Here is a 15354-nt window from a genome sequence, read left to right as displayed (position 1 = left end):
CAGATGTTGTAGCGGTAGTCGATCGGGGGCAGGGTTCACCAGTGCTGGCGCGATTGCCGGCCACGAGGGTCTGGGAGTCCACTGCGGCAGCCGGTTGCCTTTGCTGCTCCCGTTCCGCCTGCTGCTGCCGCTCGGCCTGAGAGATGAGCGGGGATCACCCCGCCGGGGTGACTCGGCTATGGCATGACCTGGTCCGGCTACGTGCACCCGGTGGCGTTGAGCATGCCTTCCAGCGCTTTGCGCTCGTCGCTGGTGACCGTGAGGTCATATTCTTTCTTCACCCGCACCCACGCCTTGGCATACGTACACTGGTAGGTCTGCTGGGGCTGCCACTTCTCAGGGACTTTATAGCCCTTCTGGGTGTTGCTGGTCTTGGAGACGACCAGCAACTGCGGATGGGTCAGCTCGTTGGCGAAACTGACCCGCTTGGTCCGGGTCCAGTTCTTTGCGCCGGACTGCCAGGCGTTCTTCAGCGGCACGATGTGATCGACATCAGCCTTATCCGTACGCGAAATCGTGACGCCGTCGTAGGGGCTGACCCACCTTCCGGAAGTTACCTCGCACGGTTTCTTCTTGTTGGTCTTCTTCACGTTCTGCCCGTCCCGGGCCATCACCTTGTCGCGGGTCGTGCACTTGTCATCGCCCGGCCATACTTTCCACGACCCCTCACCCGGGTTCTGGAACTCTTCCCGCTTGTAGCCGTCGACGTTGGGAGCATTATTGTCCGTCGTCCGCCCCGCCAGCTCCTTGACATCCGTAGCCTTGTCGGGGACCGGCGGCAACGCCCTGTCGTTCTTGGAGTCGGCAACTGCTGCTGGGGCCCCCGGCACGGACAAGGGAACCATCACCACTGTCACGACACCGGCCAGGACTGACACCACCCGAGAAGACATTCAGTTCCCTTCACCCGTTTTCTCCACCGGAGAAGGACTTCCCCGCCAACCCCGCAGCGCATATCCGCACTTCACCCACAAGAAGCCAGCGCACCAACAGCGCACTGGCGCACGCACCAGCAGCCGCACGACCCGGTGAAGAAAAAGCGACAGGCGACTGTGGCCATGCGTGCCCGTCTCTGTTTCTGCGGCAGGCGCTCCGGAGGGGTAGTCGGCTCCCGGCTGGCTAGGGCGGCCTCCATCTGGACCCACTGAAGCGACTCCAGCCCCAGTTCGCGGATGATTCGTGAAGACCAGGCGTTGCGAAGTGGCGCCGCAGGGCGGCTGGTTTTGGGACCACCTGGTGGGGCTGCGAGCGGGAAAGCTCGCCGGGTTGGCAAGGGATGTCAGATCGCGGCGCTCGCTGATGGTTTCATGTCGCCGTGGGGGATGCCGGGTGAGGGCGTGTCACCCCGGGTGAGCAGTACTGCGAGCACGGCGATCAGGGAGCAAGCGGCCATGCCGGCGAAGAGCGGCACGGCGGTGTCCTCGCCGCCCAGGCCGACGAGCGGTGCGGCAACGCCTCCCAAGATGCTCTGCAGGGTGCCGAGTACGGCTGAGCCGGTGCCGGCCGCGTGTGGGACCCGCTCGATAGCGAGTGCCGTGGCGGTGCCGAAGACCTGGCCGATTCCGATGAAAGCGATCCCGATGAGCCCGAGGGCGAGAACGCGGTTGAGTTGACCGGCGAGAGTGACCAGCAGCGCCGCTGTGGTGGCGATCAGCATCGTGGCCAGGCCGATGCGTAGCAGCAGTCGCGGGTGGTAGCGGCCGACCAGCTTGGTGTTGGCTGTGCTGGAGAGGGTTGCGGTCAGGGCGCCGAGCGAGAAGGCGACGGACGCCTGGCCCACGGTGAAGCCGAGGACGTTCTGGAGCAGGAACGCCGAGCCGGCGATGTAGCAGAACAGCGCGCCGCAGGAGAAGGAGAAGGCGAGGGTGTAGCCCACGTAGGCGCGGTCGGTAAGCACAGACCGGGCGGCCTGCAGGGTGGCTGCAACACCGCCAGGCCGGCGCCGCTGCTTGGGGAGGCTTTCGGGGATGAAGAACAGCACGGCCAGGAACATCAGCAGCGAGGCCCCCGACAGGATCCAGAAGACGCCCCGCCAGCCGCCTGTGTTACTCACGACAGCGCCGCCTGCGAGGGGGGCCATGATCGGGGCGATGCCGCCGAGGGCCATCAGCACGCCGAAGAGCCTGGCCGCGACGGCACCGGTCGCAACGTCGGAGATGACGGCCCGGCCCACAACGAGGCCGGCCGCGCCACTGAAGCCGGTCACGAAGCGCAGCACGATCAGCACCCCGAGGTTGGGAGCCGTCGCGCACAGCGCCGTGGCCAGGGTGCATACCGCGGCGCCGGTCAGGATCGGCATGCGCCGTCCGTAACGGTCGGAGAGCGGACCGAGTACCAGCTGGCCCGCTGCGGTGCCGAACAGGAAGGCGGTCAGGGTCAGCTGGACACCGGAGGCGTCGGTGCCGAACTCGTCGGCCATCGCCGGGAAGGCCGGGAGGTACATGTCCGTGGCGAGCGGTACCACGAACGACAGTAGCGCCAGCGTTGCTGTGAGCAGAGCTGCTGGCCTCTGCGCCGCGCCAGTGGACGGTATGGACATCTCGTTCTCCTGAACGTGCCGACGAAACCGAGTTTTCACTATAGATATATAACTATAGGCATGGCTACGATCGCTGCATGGACGCAACCGACGCGGCAGGCGATGCGGCACTCTTGCGTGAGGCGAGGAATCTGACTCCGGCCCTTCACGCGCTCGGGCGCGTGCTCCGGCTGCGCGGCGTCAACGAAGCCGAATTGCCCCCGCTGCCCCCCTCCGACCTCGAAGTGCTCCGCCAGGTGCTGGATTCACCGGGCATCGGCGTGGGCGCGCTGGCCCAGGAAGTGGGGCTGCATACGAGTAACGTCAGCACCGCCGTGCGCGGCCTGGTGGCGCAGGGGCTCATTCGCCGGGAACCGGACCCGCATGACCGCCGTGCCGTTCAGCTCTTCCCGACCATGGGGGCCCTGCAGGGCATGGCCATGATCGAGCAGGCGTGGGCCGAGATCTTCGCAGACTCGCTCGCGACGCTCTCCCAGGACCAACGCACCGCGCTGTCCGCCGCCGTCCCGGCGCTGCACGCACTGGCCTCGGCCCTCAAGTCTCAGCGCACCACCCCCCGCAGTTGACAGTCGAGGTCACCGCTCCCGATCCGGCCCGACAGGCGGCTACTTCGGCCCATTGGTCTTGCTCGCCTTGGTGCGGGCCAGACGGTAGGACTCGGTGCCGGTCTCGATGATGGTGGCGTTGCAAGTGAGGCGATCCACGATCGCCGCGCAGCCGCGGATCGGTGAAAGTCTTGCTCCAGCCCGGTGAACGCCTCGTTGGAGGCGATCGCGATACAGTTCTTCTCCTCACGCTCCGTAAGGACCTGGAAGAGCATCTCCGCGCCGCGGCGGTCGAGTTCGAGGTAGCCGAGCTCGTCTATCTCCAGAAGATCGACACGCCCGTAACGGGCGATGGTCTTGCCGAGCTGTTTCTCGTCGGCCGCCTCGACCAGCTCGTTCACCAGGGCCGCGGCGGTGATGTAGCGGACGCGGTGGCCGGCCATGGCGGCCGCGGTGCCCAAGCCGATCAGCAGGTGTGACTTGCCGGTGCCGGAGTCCCCGATCAGACACAGCGGGTAGCCCTTGGTGATCCAGTCGCAGGTCGCGAGTGTGTGGATGACGGCCGGGTCGACGTTGGGGTTGGCGCTGTAGTCGAAGTCGCGCAGGGACTTCTCACGGGGAAAGCGGGCGGCCCGGATGCGGCGTTCGGCCCGGCGGCGGTCGCGGTCCTCGCATTCGGCCATCAGCAGCTCGGCGAGGAACCCGGCATAAGACAGGCCCTCGCGTTCGGCGCGGGAGATGACATCGGCGGCCTGGGCCCGCATGGTGGGCAGCCGCAGCATGCGGCAGGCGGTGTCGATCACCCTCGGAACGTCTGGGCTTCAAGAGGCGCGAACGCTGTGCACCTGCGGCGTTCCCTTCAAGGGGAACGCTGCAGGTGGCGGGACAGCGAGCAGCACCAGGCGGACTGCTGCATGCATCAGCCGTGCATAAATCCCGCGCGGAACATCGCAGATCTGCGAACCTATGCAGCTGCAGCAGCGGGCCGCTGCCCTCGGAGTAACAGGGCTGCGGTACCTGGAACAACTGCGGGCAGGCGCCACCCCACACGAGGCCGCCGAGATCGTCGGAAAGACGGCGAGAGCCCTGGGGCAGACGGCGACGCTGCGCGCTTCAGTTGGCCACTTGAGCGCTGCAGTTGGCCGCAGAGTGGCGAAGTGGGGTGTCCACTGACGGTCACAGTGCAAAATTTGGTGAACGCTGGCGAGGCTGATTCCCGTGCCCGGTACCGGTAGTCGTGTCTGCGGGCGCTAGAGGGCTGGGTGCGTCACTGCCGTGGGGGCTGCCGGCCCTATGAAGGGCTCAGCTACGACTGAGTCCGCCACGCGTGACGCTTCCGTGTGCTGCGGCGCAGTGCAACGTGAGCCGACTGGCCATCTGCCAGAAACGCCCTGACGATGCCAAGGAGGCTCCATGGGAAGGGAATTCTGGCGGACGATCCGGATGGCGATACAGCAGGACAACTGGACGGGCCGCCTCGTCGTGGTGCTCTGCGGCACCTGGGGTGGCGCGCTCGCCGCATACATGGTCAGCGTTGCGCGGTAACCCGAATCGACGTCCGCCCAGCAGTGCATCGTTGGTCGCCGCGAAAGAACCTCGCGTACGGCGTAATCCCGCCCGGGAACGGGCCGGGACGACGGCGCGAGTGCAGGTTTCGGGCAGCAGTCAGAGGTCGTGTTCTCCCCAGTGTTTCATCCCGGAATTGGTTGTTTAGTGATGTTTTTCGGGTCGCGCCAGGAAATGGTGGCTCCACCGGTGAGACGGCGAGCCATGAGGTCGGTCATGGCGAGGTGGACCATGGCTTCGGAGCGTCCGGAGAGAGTTTCGTAGTCGCGGGCGAGCCGGCGGTGGAGCATCAGCCAGCCGTAGGTTCGTTCGACCGCCCACCGCTTCGGGATCGGGGTGAATCCCCTGGTCCCGGGGGTGCGGGCGGTGATTTCCATGTCGATGCCGAGGGTCGCTGCGTGCTCGACGAGATGCTGGCGGTAGCCGCCGTCGACCCACACCTTCCGGATGCCCGGGTGGTCGGCGGCCACCTGGTCGAGGAGCTGAGTACCGGCCACAGAGTCCTGCACGCTGGCCGCGGTGACCAGCACCGCGAGCAGGAGGCCGATCGTGTCTATGACGATGCTCCGCTTCCGCCCGACGATCTGGTGGCGTCTGCGCCAGTTGGACCAGTGCAGCAGTCTGGTCGCTGAGGTGGCTGGTGTGTTGAACGCGACGGGGAGTAGGTGGCGGATCTCGGGGACGGTCAGCGTGATCGGGTCGTTGCTGCGGGTGGGGTGGTGCGGATCGGCGGGCCGACCCGGGGCTGTGCTGGCGGCGAGGGCGGTCAGGAAGGCCAGGGCGAGCATGGCGAGGGTGATGTGCCGGTGCCATGAGGTCCAGTTGCGGACCTGGTAGTGGTCGAGTCCGACCTGGCTCTTGGCGGCCTGGAAGCACTCCTCGACGCTCCAGCGGGTACCGGCCACGCGGACCAGTTCCGCCAGCGTGACCTCGGTGGGTGACCAGCACAGATAGAAGGCGACTTCACCGGTGGTCCGGTTGCGGCGGATGAGCAGGTGGCGGTGGCGGCCGGTGCCGATGTGGATCCAGGCCCAGTCGTAGTAGCGCGGGCCCTTCGCACCGGTCCCGGCGCTGTGCCGCTGCCAGGCGGTGGCGGGCAGACGGCTTGCACGGACATCGGCGCGGGCGGAGGTGCGGCCCTGGTTGATCCGGACCCGGGTGGAACAGGCGGCTGTATGACGTAGCCGATGCCGCGTGTCTCCAAAGCGGTGCGCAGGTGCGGGTCCTGGCCGTAGGCTTCGTCGCCGGTCACCCAGGACGCGCTGATGCCGGCGTCCAGCGCGGCGGCGATCATCTTCTCGGCCAGGCGGGGCTTGGTCGTGAACCGCACCGTCTGGGGTATCCCGGCCGCGTTGCGGCGTTCGGGATCGTTGCACCAGGAGTGTTCTGGGAGGTAGAGCCGTCGGTCGATCAGGGCCCGTCCCCGGCTGGTGGCCAGGGCGAGGAACACGCCGACCTGGGAGTTCTCGATACGTCCCGCGGTGCCGGTGTACTGCCGCTGCACCCCGGCCGAGGAGCGGCCCTTCTTCACAAAGCCGGTCTCGTCCACGATCAGCACCGCGTTGTCCATGCCGAGGTGGTCGGCGGCGTAGGCACGCAGGTCGTCGCGGACCGCATCGGCGTCCCAGCGGGCGTAGCGCAGCAGGCGCTGCATCGGTCCCGGCCGGGTGTGGCCGGCCTGTTCGGCCAGCTGCCAGCAGTTCTTCCGCTCCGCCTTCGACAGCAGCCCGAGTAGGTAGGCGCGGGCTGAGGCCCGAGGCTCAACTCGCTTGAACCGCCCCGCGATTCGGGCCATGGCCTGGTCGAACATCGCCCGCCAGCGGGCAGGGTCTACGCTATGGCCTGTGGCCACCGCAACGGTCTTCAGGAGTCCACACAACCCCCGATGATCACGCGGTGGCCGTACCCGTTCCCAGCCGGGCCTAACTAACGCCCGCTTCCCAGCAACGCGTTGAGCTCGCCGTAGTCGAGCCCTCCAGCCAGCGACTCGTAGGTCCCCCCGGCCCAGCAGCTCCCGCGCGGCGCGGCGGACCACGGCATGCGCGGCTTGGGCAATGCTCGACCCGATACTCACGCGCGCGACGCCGAGCGCGGCCAACTCGGCGACGGGCGGTGCCCCGGGGCCCGCCATCACGTTGAGCGGAGCGTCGATGCCCTCGACGAGCGCCTTCACGGTCACCGGGTCGACAACCCCGGGGACGAAAATCCCGTCAGCGCCCGCGGCGAGGAAGGCGGCTGCCCGGTCCAGGGTGAGGTCCACTTCCCCGGCGCCCCTGAGGAAGGTGTCGATCCGGGCGTTCACGAACAGCGACACCCCCGCCTCGTCGGCGGCCTCGCGGGCGGCGGCGAGGCGCTCGGCCTGTTCGGCGATCGGCCGCAGCGGGCCCTCGCCACTTCCGTACAGCGCGTCCTCGATGTTCACGCCGACCGCGCCTGCCGCGATCACCGCGTGGATCGTGTCGCCGACGCCAACCGGGTCCCGCGCGTAGCCGCTCTCGATGTCGGCGGTCACCGGCACCCGGACCGCCTCGGCGATGCGTGCAACGGCGCCAAGGGCCCGGTCGCGGTCCAGCCGGTCGCCGTCCGCTGCTCCCAGGGCCCAGGCCAGCCCCGCGCTCGTGGTCGCCACCGCGGCGGCACCCGCATCCTCGACGATGCGGGCGCTCGTGGCGTCCCAAGCGTTCGGCAGGACGAGCGGACGCCCGGGGACGTGGCGGGAACGGAAGGCGAGGGCCTGGTCATGGACGATGTGGTTCGGCGTCATGCGGATCACTCAACCAGTCGGCTCCGGGCGATGGCTGGCAGGAATCCGACGGGAACGTGCGGCTCGGCCGCCCGTTGGTTCCGATCACAACTCGACCTGCTCAACCGTCGCCCCTTCGGCACGCAGTCACATCAAAGACAGCCGCACCCAAGCGCCCCCCCAGATGCGGTTGCAGTACTAACGCAAGATCGCGAAACCAGACTGGAGTACTAGGCCGTGTTTGAGAATGCGGAAGTTTTCGGTTAGTGGTCCGGCCCGTCGTCGAGGTGCGCGTTGATGCGGCCAAGCAGGGCGAACAGCTGCGCGCGCTCGTCGCGGCCGAGCGGCGCCATGATGTGTTCATTGACGCCGTCGAGTACACGGCTGAGCTCGTCGAGGCGGCGCTCGCCGTCGTCGGTGATGGTGATGACGTTGCGGCGCTTGTCGGCCGGGTCGGGGGCGCGACGGACCCAATCGCCGTCCGCGAGGTCGTTGAGAACTGAAACGAGATCGCTCTTGTAGATGCGGGTGCGGCCGGACAGGGCCGCCTGGCTCGCGGGGCCGAACTCGGCGAGGGTGGCGAGCACCACGAAGTGGTCCTTGTGGGCGCCCACCGCCTGGAGTGCGTCGCCCGCGACGCGCCGTGTCTGGGCAGCCGTCATCCCGAGGAGTCGCGAGAGCTGGCCCTTGAGCCGTTCCGGGGTCTCGTTGCCGCGGTCGAATCGCAGCTCGTCGCCGGTCTCCATGCTGACACTCTACCCGCTTGCGTTAGAGGCACTAACGAAATAGATTCGTTAGCGAGGCGAACGTTAGTGATCCTAACTGTTTGAAGGGGAGCGTCATGACCAGCACCGAAACCCTGATCCGCGAGCTTGCTGACCGCATCGAACTGGCCGACCTGGTCGCCCGCCACAGCCTGTGGATCGACGAGGGCCGCTATGACGAGACCGGCCGGCTCTTCACCCCGGACGTCGTCGTCAAGTCCCTGCGCGGGGAGGCCCGCGGCATCGAGGCGCTCATCGAGCTCGTTCGCGCGCGCCATGACGACTACGCCCGCACCCTGCACAACAAGTCAAATCTCGTCATCGAGATCGACGGCGAATCAGCCACGGTGCGGGCCCACGACATCGCCGTCTTCGTCATCGACGACAAGACGGAGGCGATCGCGGCCGCGATCCACCACTACGGAGCGCGCCGCTCCGAGGACGGCTGGCGCTTCGACCGCCTCGAAATCACCCCGGTCGCACTGACTGAGGCCCTCGACCGGGCCCTTTAGGGTGAGACTGCAACGGGGTCACAGCGACTGCCGTATCAAGGCGAGTTGGACGGTCGCTTCGTAGCGGACGGCCAGACATCACTGTCGCCGTCAAATGGCAGCGAGCCGCCGCCGGGGACTGGGGCACCTACGCCGCCGACGTCAGCCGAAGGCTGTCACGTCAGAACTGAGGATGAGAGAGGACACGCCAATGGGCACTTACGTGTCGATCAGAGGGTGGCTGGAGTGCGACGAGACACAACTCGCCGCCATCCAACAGATCATCTCCTCACACGAAGACAACCACTACGCCAACGGATGGGGCTCACCCCGCCAGCACGTCAACTGGACCCACTACATCTTCTACGGCGCCGACATCCGTGAGTCGGCCCTGGACTGGTTCACCGACCAGATCAGAAAGATCGCTCGGATCCCCCCTTCCGACGATGACGGAGACCTTGTCCAGGGTCTGTTCCTTGCCAGCCACGAAGTCGAGGGGACGACCGACTGGCAGGTCCGCGACGGTCAACTCTTCATCACACCGGCCGACATCAGACACCAGTACCTCGACGAATAGCCCTACTCATTCCGAGAGTTCCAATACCGACTCCACCATTACGTGTCAGCGCCGAACGGCGCCGCGAAGCTGTCGACCGCGTCACGGCTCTCCAGTTCGACCGGCACGGGCAGCGGGTCTGGCGTACTGCGAAGAGCCTGCTGGATTCCGAACACGTCCGCCGCGCGATCGGCGAGGTCGCCACCGCTTACGGCGTCTGCCGCGAACCGTCCAACGTGGCCGCCAGCGGCCACTCCTGCCCGCTCCGATTCCGCTGCCTGGGCTGCGAGCACTTCAGCACCGACGTCTCTTATCTCCCCGACCTCGAAGCCCATCTTGCCGACCTGCTCCGCAGTCGTGAACGGCTGAGGTCCGCCTTCGAGGCAGACGACTGGGCACGCAGCGAGGCCAGGCCCTCGGATGAGGAAATCCACCGAGTGCGACGTCTGATCGCCCGGGTCAAGGCCGACCTCGGCGACCTGAGCGTCGAAGAACAGGCGCAGATCGAGGAAACCGTCGCCGTGGTCCGCCGCAGCCGGACCGTGCTACTCGGCATGCCCCGTATCGGCCAGCCCCTTCCCGACGTCCGCGCCCAGAGGTTCACCTGACCACGATGCGCCGCGGCCGCCAGGACGGCACCGACCGCCGACGCCAGCGAGTGACCAACGCGCTCAAGGCAGCGGCCCAGAACGGCACGCCCATCAGCGTCTCCGGCATCGCCCGGCAGGCCGGGGTCGACCGCACCTTCCTCTACCGCCACCGGGACCTGCTAGCCCTGGTCCACGCCGCCGAGTTCAAGCCCGCCGCGCAGGACCCGGCGGGCGCCACTCCGGTCAGCCGCGCCTCCCTCCAAGCCGACCTGGCCAATGCCCAGGCCCGCAATACCCGGCTCGCCACCCGCATCCAGCAGTTGGAGAAGCGCATATCCGAGACGCTGGGGGAACAGGTCTGGCGGGAGTCCGGTCTAGGCGCTACGGCCGACATCGAGGAACTACAGCGCCGCATCACGCGGCTGGAACAGGACAAAGTCGACCTAGCCGGGCGCCTAGAGGAATGCCAGGCGGACCTGGAAGCAGCCCGCAGCGCGAACCGTGAGCTGACCCGGGCCCTGAACCAGCGCGGATGACTACCTGATGGGTCACCGTTACTGCGGCACTGGGGCGGAGTGCAGATCCAATGCAAGGCTCGCCGGGATGGCATCGAAGGCTTCTTCGACGCGGCGGGCCAGGGTCTTGGTGCCGCCGTGGCCACGGCGCTTGTCGTATCCGTCGGGGCCGCGGCCGGCGACCCAGTTGCGGGCGCCGCAGCGCCAAGCACTGAGGGCGAATTCGCCGAGGAGACGCAGCCGTACGTCCTCGCGGCTGTCGCTGCCGAGGCGTTCTTCGAGTATCTCCACCAGGCGCTGCTGGACCTTCATGGAGGACACGAGGCTGTGATCGTGCAGGACGGGGGTGCCAGCGGCGAGGCGGCGGGTGCGCAGGAAGCGTTGGTCCCAGTCCTCGGGCATGGACAGGATGGCCGCGGTCAGCGAGGTGCGCAGCGCGTCGAGTGCGGGACCGGGGGCGATGTGCGCTTCGAAGTGGGTGGTGTAGGCGTCCCAGAGCTCGCCCTCGGCGGCCATGGCGACGTCTTCCTTGGTGCCGTAGTAGCGGAAGAAGGTGCTGCGGCCGATCTCGGCGTGGGCGGTGAGTTCTTCGAGGGTGACGCGGTCGAAGCCGCGCTCGCTGAACAAGGCCAACGCGATGTCGGCGAGCGCGCGGCGGGTGCGCTGCTTCTTGCGTTCACGCAACGGCAAGGCGCTGTCGTCGTCGGGGGCGGGGGTGTCGGTGGCCACGAAGCCAGATTACCGATGTGGGACCCCGGACCTGAATGGCACTGGAGTCATTTCGGCACTCATGACAGGCTTAGACTCAGTCTCACTTTCTTGAGTGTGGGCCAGGCTTCGCCCTGCCCGCCCGTTCGACGTGTGGGGAGAGCTGTCGTGATACGCCGTACCGGAACTCCGCCCGAGATCACCCGCGCCGACGCGCGCACGGTGGTGATCACCGTGCGGCACGCAGGCGACGCCGCGCGCCAGCAGGCCCTGGCCGGGGCAGCGGCTGACGGCCGGGAGCAGCAGCCCTGGCCGGGTGGGCTATTGAGCTGGTCGTTATTCGCCAGCACCGACGGGCAGGGGTTGATGGCGTACGAACCGTGGGCCGACGATGCGTCCCTCGATGCGGCGCTGGCCTCCCCGACACCATACGTGCCGGGGATCGTGGGCACCGAGCCGTCCGCGCCGGTCCGCTACCGCCTGCACCGCTCCCATGTGAGCGTGGCCGGGCAGGCTGAGTCGGGGTGTGTGGTCACCCCGGTGTTCGATGCGGACGGGCCGGAGCGGCAGCGACACTTCATCGACGAGGTGTTCACGATGACCAAGGATGTGCCGGCGATGCCTGGTGCGATCGCCGCGCACTTCCACACCAGCGCCGATGGCACCCGGGTCTTCAACTATGCGGAGTGGACGGATGAGCAGGCCCATATCGACGCCGTCACCGCCGACGACCCGCAGCGCATCCGGAGCCGCATCACCGGGGAGATCGAGGGTGTGCGGCCGTGCGGATACCGCCGCTGGCACCTGCACACCGCCCTGACCACGGCGCCGTGATGTCCGCTGATGCCGCGACATCGAAGGGCATCCCGGGTGCGGGGCGGGGCTCGCTGACGGTGCTGCTGCTTGCCTCCACGCTGGGGGTGATGGGCGGCGCCACCATCGCCCCGGTCATAGAGGTGATCCGCCAGGCCCTCGATGTGGGCGGCACCGAGGCCGGGCTGGTCCTGACTTCCCACAGTCTGGCCATCGCCATGGTCAGTCCATTGGTCGGGCGGGCCACCGACCGCTTCGGGGTCCGACTCCCGCTCGCCGCGGGGCTGGTGGTGTACGGGCTGGGCGGTGGCGCGGGTCTGGTCATCGACTCCTACCCGGTGCTGTTCGCCTCCCGCTTGGTTCTGGGTGTGGGTACGGCGGCGGTGTTCACCTGCTCCACCGCCGCCCTGCTGAGCCTGTACCGGGGCGAGATGCGTGACAAGGTGATGGGCTGGCGCACCGCCGCCACCACAGCGGGCGGCTTTGCCTACCCCATAGCGGCCGGCGCGTTGGGCAACCACTCCTGGCACGCCCCGTTCGCCATCTACCTCATCGGGCTTCCCTTGAGCATCGCCACCCTCGTCGCGCTGCCCAAGACGGCCCCGGCAAGCGGGACCGGCGCGAAGCCGAAGAAGGAGCGGGGCGGGGCTGTCCGGCTACTGCGCGGGCACCCGTTGGTGCTGGGGCTGTGCGGGCTGTGGGTGGCCAGCACCGGACTGATGATGGTGCTGGCGGTCTCCCTGCCTCGCCGCCTGGACCAACTGGGCATTCACGACACGCTGGTGGTTGCGCTGTACGGCATCGTGCTGTCCTCCGGCGCCGCGAGCCTGATCGGCCTGACCTACGCCAAGCTCACCGCCCGCTTCGGCTATGCGGTGTTGATGCGGTGCGCGGTCGGTGCCTGGACAGCAGGGCTGCTGCTGTTCGCCGTCGCCGGACACTGGGGGCCTTTGCTGCTCGTGCCGGTGCTGACCGGCGTCGGCAGCGGCATCATGATGCCCACCCTGACCGTCCTGGTCGACCGTGCGACCCCGGCCGACCAGCGCGGCACCGCGACCTCGTTGCAGGCCACGGCCCTGTTCGGCGGGCAGTTCGGCTCGCCTCTGGTGTTCGGTCCGTTGATCGACGCCACCTCGATCGCCACCGGTGCCCTGGTCGCCGCCGCAGGCACCGCGGGCGTCCTGGTTGCGTTGTTCCGCCTTCAGGAACCCGCTCCGCCGAGCGACGACGTAGTGGCCGGTGAGAGGGATCCACGCGAGGCCCCGGTCGGCGAACAGCCTTGACCGTTCCTGGTGGGAGCGGTGGTCTGGGGGAGCGGGCGGTGCCCCGGGCTTACTGGTCCGGTGCCCCCGCGGCTTCTGGCCGGTGTGGGGCGGGCAGCGCGAAGGCGAGGGCGGCAACTGTCGTGCACACGGCCGCGATGGCCACAAACACCGTCCGGTAGGAGGCAGCCGTGCCTGCGGTGGCTGCGGCGAGGGTGACCAGAGCGGCCAGACCGACGGCACCGCCGATCTGCCGGGCGGCGTTCATTGATCCCGAGGCCGCGCCGGCGTCCTGCTCGGCGATGCCGAAGGTGACGGTGGTGGTGATCGGGGTGATCAGCAGGCCCATCCCGGCGGACATCACGATCGCGGGTCCCAGCAGCCCGTCCAGGTAGTTGCTGTCCACCTCGATCCGGCTCTGCCACACGAAGCCCACCGCGGCGATCAGCGCGGCCAGCACGATCAGTGTCCGGGGGCCGGTGCGGTGCATGACGGCGGGGGCCAGGCGGGCGGCGGCGATCCCGACCAGGGTGTGCGGCAGGAACCCGACACCGGTGGCCAGCGCCCCGTAGTGCAGGACGTCCTGCATGTAGAGCGAGAGGAAGTACCACATGGGGATGAAGCAGGCCCCGGCCAGCAGCATCGCCGTATTGCCCGCCCAGACGGGCCGCAGGCGCACCAGTCGGGGCGGCATGAGCGGAGCCGTCGCCCGCATCTCGGCCCACACGAACGCGGCCAACGCCAGCACACCGACGGTGAGGCTCGCCAGGGTCGCTGGCCCACTCCAGCCGTGCGCCTGGGCCTGGGTGACGCCGTAGACGAGGGCGGTGACACCGAGCGTGGCAAGCACAGCGCCCGGCACGTCGAGCTTGCGGCCCTGCATACGAAAACGGTCGGCGGGCAACAGCCGCAGAGCGGCGAGCACGGCCACAGCACCGATGGGAACGTTGATCAGCAGGATCCACCGCCAGGACAGGGACTGGGTGAGCACCCCGCCGATCAGATTCCCCGTCGCTCCGCCAGCCGAGCTGACCGCGGTCCAGATCGCCAACGCCCTAACACGGGCCGGTCCTTCGGCGAACGTGGTGGTCAGGATCGTCAGCGTGGCCGGGGCCAGCACGGCGGCCCCCAGCCCCTGCACGGCCCGCATCGCGATCAGCACGCCCGGCGAGGTGGCGAGCCCGCCCACCAGGCTTGAGGCGGCGAACAAGGCCAGGCCCCACAGGAAGACCCGACGGCGGCCGTACACGTCGGCGAGTCGACCCCCGAGCAGCAGGAAACCGGCGAAGACCAGCGCATAGCCACCGACCACCCACTGCAAGTCCGCGGCGTCGAAGTCCAGGGCGAACTGCATCGAGGGCAGGGCCACATTCACCACCGACACGTCGAGCACCACCATGAACTGCGCCATGCACGCCAGCCACAGCACCGCCGCCCGCAGCCCCGGTCCCTCAAGGGTCGGCTCCGTGCCCAGTTGGCTGGTGGCGCCGTGCGCCTCGCGAAAACCCATCGGCCCTCACCCGTCGTCGCCCGCCCCTGATTTTCATCGTACAGCGGTACTATAAAACCCGGTTGCCGAAGCAAGGAAAGGGGCCGGGGTGCCGAAACGGGTGGACCACGCCCAGCGCCAGGCGCACGTCATTGATGCCCTGGTGCGCGTGGCAGCGGCCGAGGGCCTGCACGCGGTGACCATGCGCGCGGTCGCCGCCGAGGCGGGCATGTCACTGAACCTGGTGCAGTACTACTTCGAGACGAAGGCCCACCTGCTGCACGCCGCCCTGGAGCGCCTGGAGCAACAGAGCCACCAGCGGTGGTCGGCCCGGCTGGCCAGCCTGCCGCACCCAATGACCGCGCACGCCTTCATCGAGGCGTTCCTCGCCGAGGCGCTGCCCAGCGACGAGGCCAGCCGGGCCTTCCATCTGGTGTGGACCTCGTACGCGGTGCTGGCGATGACCGACCCCGAACTGGCCGCGCAGCCCTTCGTCGAAGGGCCCGACCGCCTGGAGAGGCAGCTGACCGCTGTACTGGAGCAGGCCCAGCAGGAGGGCACCTTCGACCTACGGCGGGATTCGGCGGCCGAGGCCGCTCACCTGCTGTCCCTCAGTCACGGCCTGGGCACCAGCGTCCTGGTCGGCCAGCGCAGTGCGGACGCGGCCATGGGCATCCTGCGAGCCCACCTCGACCGGCTCTTCCAGCCCCCTGTCCGCCCCGGAGCAAGCCCGGATGCAGCAGCAGAGCATGCTGGATAACTGCTCGTGTGGT

General features: G+C 68.4%; 15 protein-coding genes and 4 pseudogenes. 9 read left to right on the top strand and 10 right to left on the bottom strand.

The genetic code is table 11. From position 1 onward, the window contains the following. Window positions 1-197: 197 nt before the first annotated feature. Window positions 198-893, bottom strand: a complete 696-nt coding sequence (locus tag ACTWQF_RS10670) for an HNH endonuclease family protein (RefSeq protein ID WP_443278921.1) — start codon at window positions 891-893, stop codon at window positions 198-200. Between the two features lie 386 nt (window positions 894-1279). After that, complete coding sequence (locus ACTWQF_RS10665; RefSeq protein ID WP_443278920.1) at window positions 1280-2539, bottom strand: multidrug effflux MFS transporter; 1260 nt, start codon at window positions 2537-2539, stop codon at window positions 1280-1282. Window positions 2540-2616: 77 nt separating this feature from the next. On the opposite strand from ACTWQF_RS10665, the gene ACTWQF_RS10660 reads away from it, so the two are divergent. After that, window positions 2617-3105: a MarR family winged helix-turn-helix transcriptional regulator gene (locus ACTWQF_RS10660; protein WP_443278919.1), complete on the top strand. Its 489-nt coding sequence runs from the start codon at window positions 2617-2619 to the stop codon at window positions 3103-3105. A gap of 39 nt (window positions 3106-3144) precedes the next feature. Here the strand turns inward: ACTWQF_RS10660 and istB are convergent. Beyond that, a pseudogene (gene istB, locus ACTWQF_RS10655) lies at window positions 3145-3887 on the bottom strand (IS21-like element helper ATPase IstB). Between the two features lie 610 nt (window positions 3888-4497). Between istB and ACTWQF_RS10650 the strand changes: the two are divergent. Continuing rightward, window positions 4498-4629: a hypothetical protein gene (locus ACTWQF_RS10650; RefSeq protein ID WP_443278918.1), complete on the top strand. Its 132-nt coding sequence runs from the start codon at window positions 4498-4500 to the stop codon at window positions 4627-4629. Between the two features lie 146 nt (window positions 4630-4775). Here the strand turns inward: ACTWQF_RS10650 and ACTWQF_RS10645 are convergent. From ACTWQF_RS10645 to ACTWQF_RS10630, 4 genes and pseudogenes are all read right to left on the bottom strand, one after another. Then, window positions 4776-5237: pseudogene (locus ACTWQF_RS10645) on the bottom strand (transposase); the annotation flags it as partial. A gap of 150 nt (window positions 5238-5387) precedes the next feature. Further along, window positions 5388-6445, bottom strand: a pseudogene (locus ACTWQF_RS10640) (IS701 family transposase); the annotation flags it as partial. A 131-nt stretch (window positions 6446-6576) separates the two neighbouring features. Beyond that, a pseudogene (locus ACTWQF_RS10635) lies at window positions 6577-7414 on the bottom strand (isocitrate lyase/PEP mutase family protein). Window positions 7415-7656: 242 nt separating this feature from the next. Continuing rightward, on the bottom strand, window positions 7657-8139 hold the full coding sequence (locus ACTWQF_RS10630) for a MarR family winged helix-turn-helix transcriptional regulator (protein ID WP_443278917.1): 483 nt from the start codon (window positions 8137-8139) through the stop codon (window positions 7657-7659). Between the two features lie 95 nt (window positions 8140-8234). Between ACTWQF_RS10630 and ACTWQF_RS10625 the strand changes: the two genes are divergently transcribed. Both ACTWQF_RS10625 and ACTWQF_RS10620 read left to right on the top strand, forming a co-directional pair. Further along, entirely contained in the window at window positions 8235-8669 is a 435-nt protein-coding gene (locus tag ACTWQF_RS10625) for a nuclear transport factor 2 family protein (protein ID WP_443278916.1), read from the top strand. A 190-nt stretch (window positions 8670-8859) separates the two neighbouring features. Beyond that, window positions 8860-9225 (top strand): hypothetical protein, encoded by a 366-nt coding sequence (locus ACTWQF_RS10620; protein ID WP_443278915.1) that lies wholly within the window; start codon window positions 8860-8862, stop codon window positions 9223-9225. Window positions 9226-9263: 38 nt separating this feature from the next. Here the strand turns inward: ACTWQF_RS10620 and ACTWQF_RS10615 are convergent, their stop codons facing one another. Next, entirely contained in the window at window positions 9264-9638 is a 375-nt protein-coding gene (locus tag ACTWQF_RS10615; RefSeq protein ID WP_443278914.1) for a hypothetical protein, read from the bottom strand. Between the two features lie 3 nt (window positions 9639-9641). Here ACTWQF_RS10615 and ACTWQF_RS10610 point away from each other — a divergent pair, with 3 nt between their 5' ends. Both ACTWQF_RS10610 and ACTWQF_RS10605 read left to right on the top strand, forming a co-directional pair. After that, window positions 9642-9812 (top strand): hypothetical protein, encoded by a 171-nt coding sequence (locus ACTWQF_RS10610; RefSeq protein WP_443278913.1) that lies wholly within the window; start codon window positions 9642-9644, stop codon window positions 9810-9812. Between the two features lie 5 nt (window positions 9813-9817). Continuing rightward, complete coding sequence (locus ACTWQF_RS10605) at window positions 9818-10330, top strand: DUF6262 family protein (RefSeq protein ID WP_443278912.1); 513 nt, start codon at window positions 9818-9820, stop codon at window positions 10328-10330. Between the two features lie 18 nt (window positions 10331-10348). On the opposite strand, the gene ACTWQF_RS10600 is transcribed toward ACTWQF_RS10605, so the two are convergent. Further along, on the bottom strand, window positions 10349-11038 hold the full coding sequence (locus tag ACTWQF_RS10600) for a TetR/AcrR family transcriptional regulator (RefSeq protein WP_443278911.1): 690 nt from the start codon (window positions 11036-11038) through the stop codon (window positions 10349-10351). Window positions 11039-11185: 147 nt separating this feature from the next. Here ACTWQF_RS10600 and ACTWQF_RS10595 point away from each other — a divergent pair, with 147 nt between their 5' ends. Both ACTWQF_RS10595 and ACTWQF_RS10590 read left to right on the top strand, forming a co-directional pair. Further along, entirely contained in the window at window positions 11186-11851 is a 666-nt protein-coding gene (locus ACTWQF_RS10595) for an antibiotic biosynthesis monooxygenase (protein ID WP_443278910.1), read from the top strand. Next, complete coding sequence (locus ACTWQF_RS10590) at window positions 11851-13113, top strand: MFS transporter (protein ID WP_443278909.1); 1263 nt, start codon at window positions 11851-11853, stop codon at window positions 13111-13113. Before ACTWQF_RS10595 ends, ACTWQF_RS10590 begins: the two co-directional genes overlap by 1 nt. Window positions 13114-13162: 49 nt before the next feature. On the opposite strand, the gene ACTWQF_RS10585 is transcribed toward ACTWQF_RS10590, so the two are convergent. Further along, entirely contained in the window at window positions 13163-14602 is a 1440-nt protein-coding gene (locus tag ACTWQF_RS10585) for an MFS transporter (protein WP_443278908.1), read from the bottom strand. Between the two features lie 88 nt (window positions 14603-14690). On the opposite strand from ACTWQF_RS10585, the gene ACTWQF_RS10580 reads away from it, so the two are divergent. Then, window positions 14691-15341 (top strand): TetR/AcrR family transcriptional regulator, encoded by a 651-nt coding sequence (locus ACTWQF_RS10580; protein ID WP_443278907.1) that lies wholly within the window; start codon window positions 14691-14693, stop codon window positions 15339-15341. The last annotated feature ends 13 nt before the right edge of the window (window positions 15342-15354 follow it).

Source organism: Streptomyces sp. 8N114 (assembly GCF_052245835.1).
Classification (GTDB): Bacteria; Actinomycetota; Actinomycetes; order Streptomycetales; family Streptomycetaceae; genus Streptomyces.
Note: the sequence above shows the minus strand (reverse complement) of the source record. Positions and strands in the feature narration are given on the sequence as shown.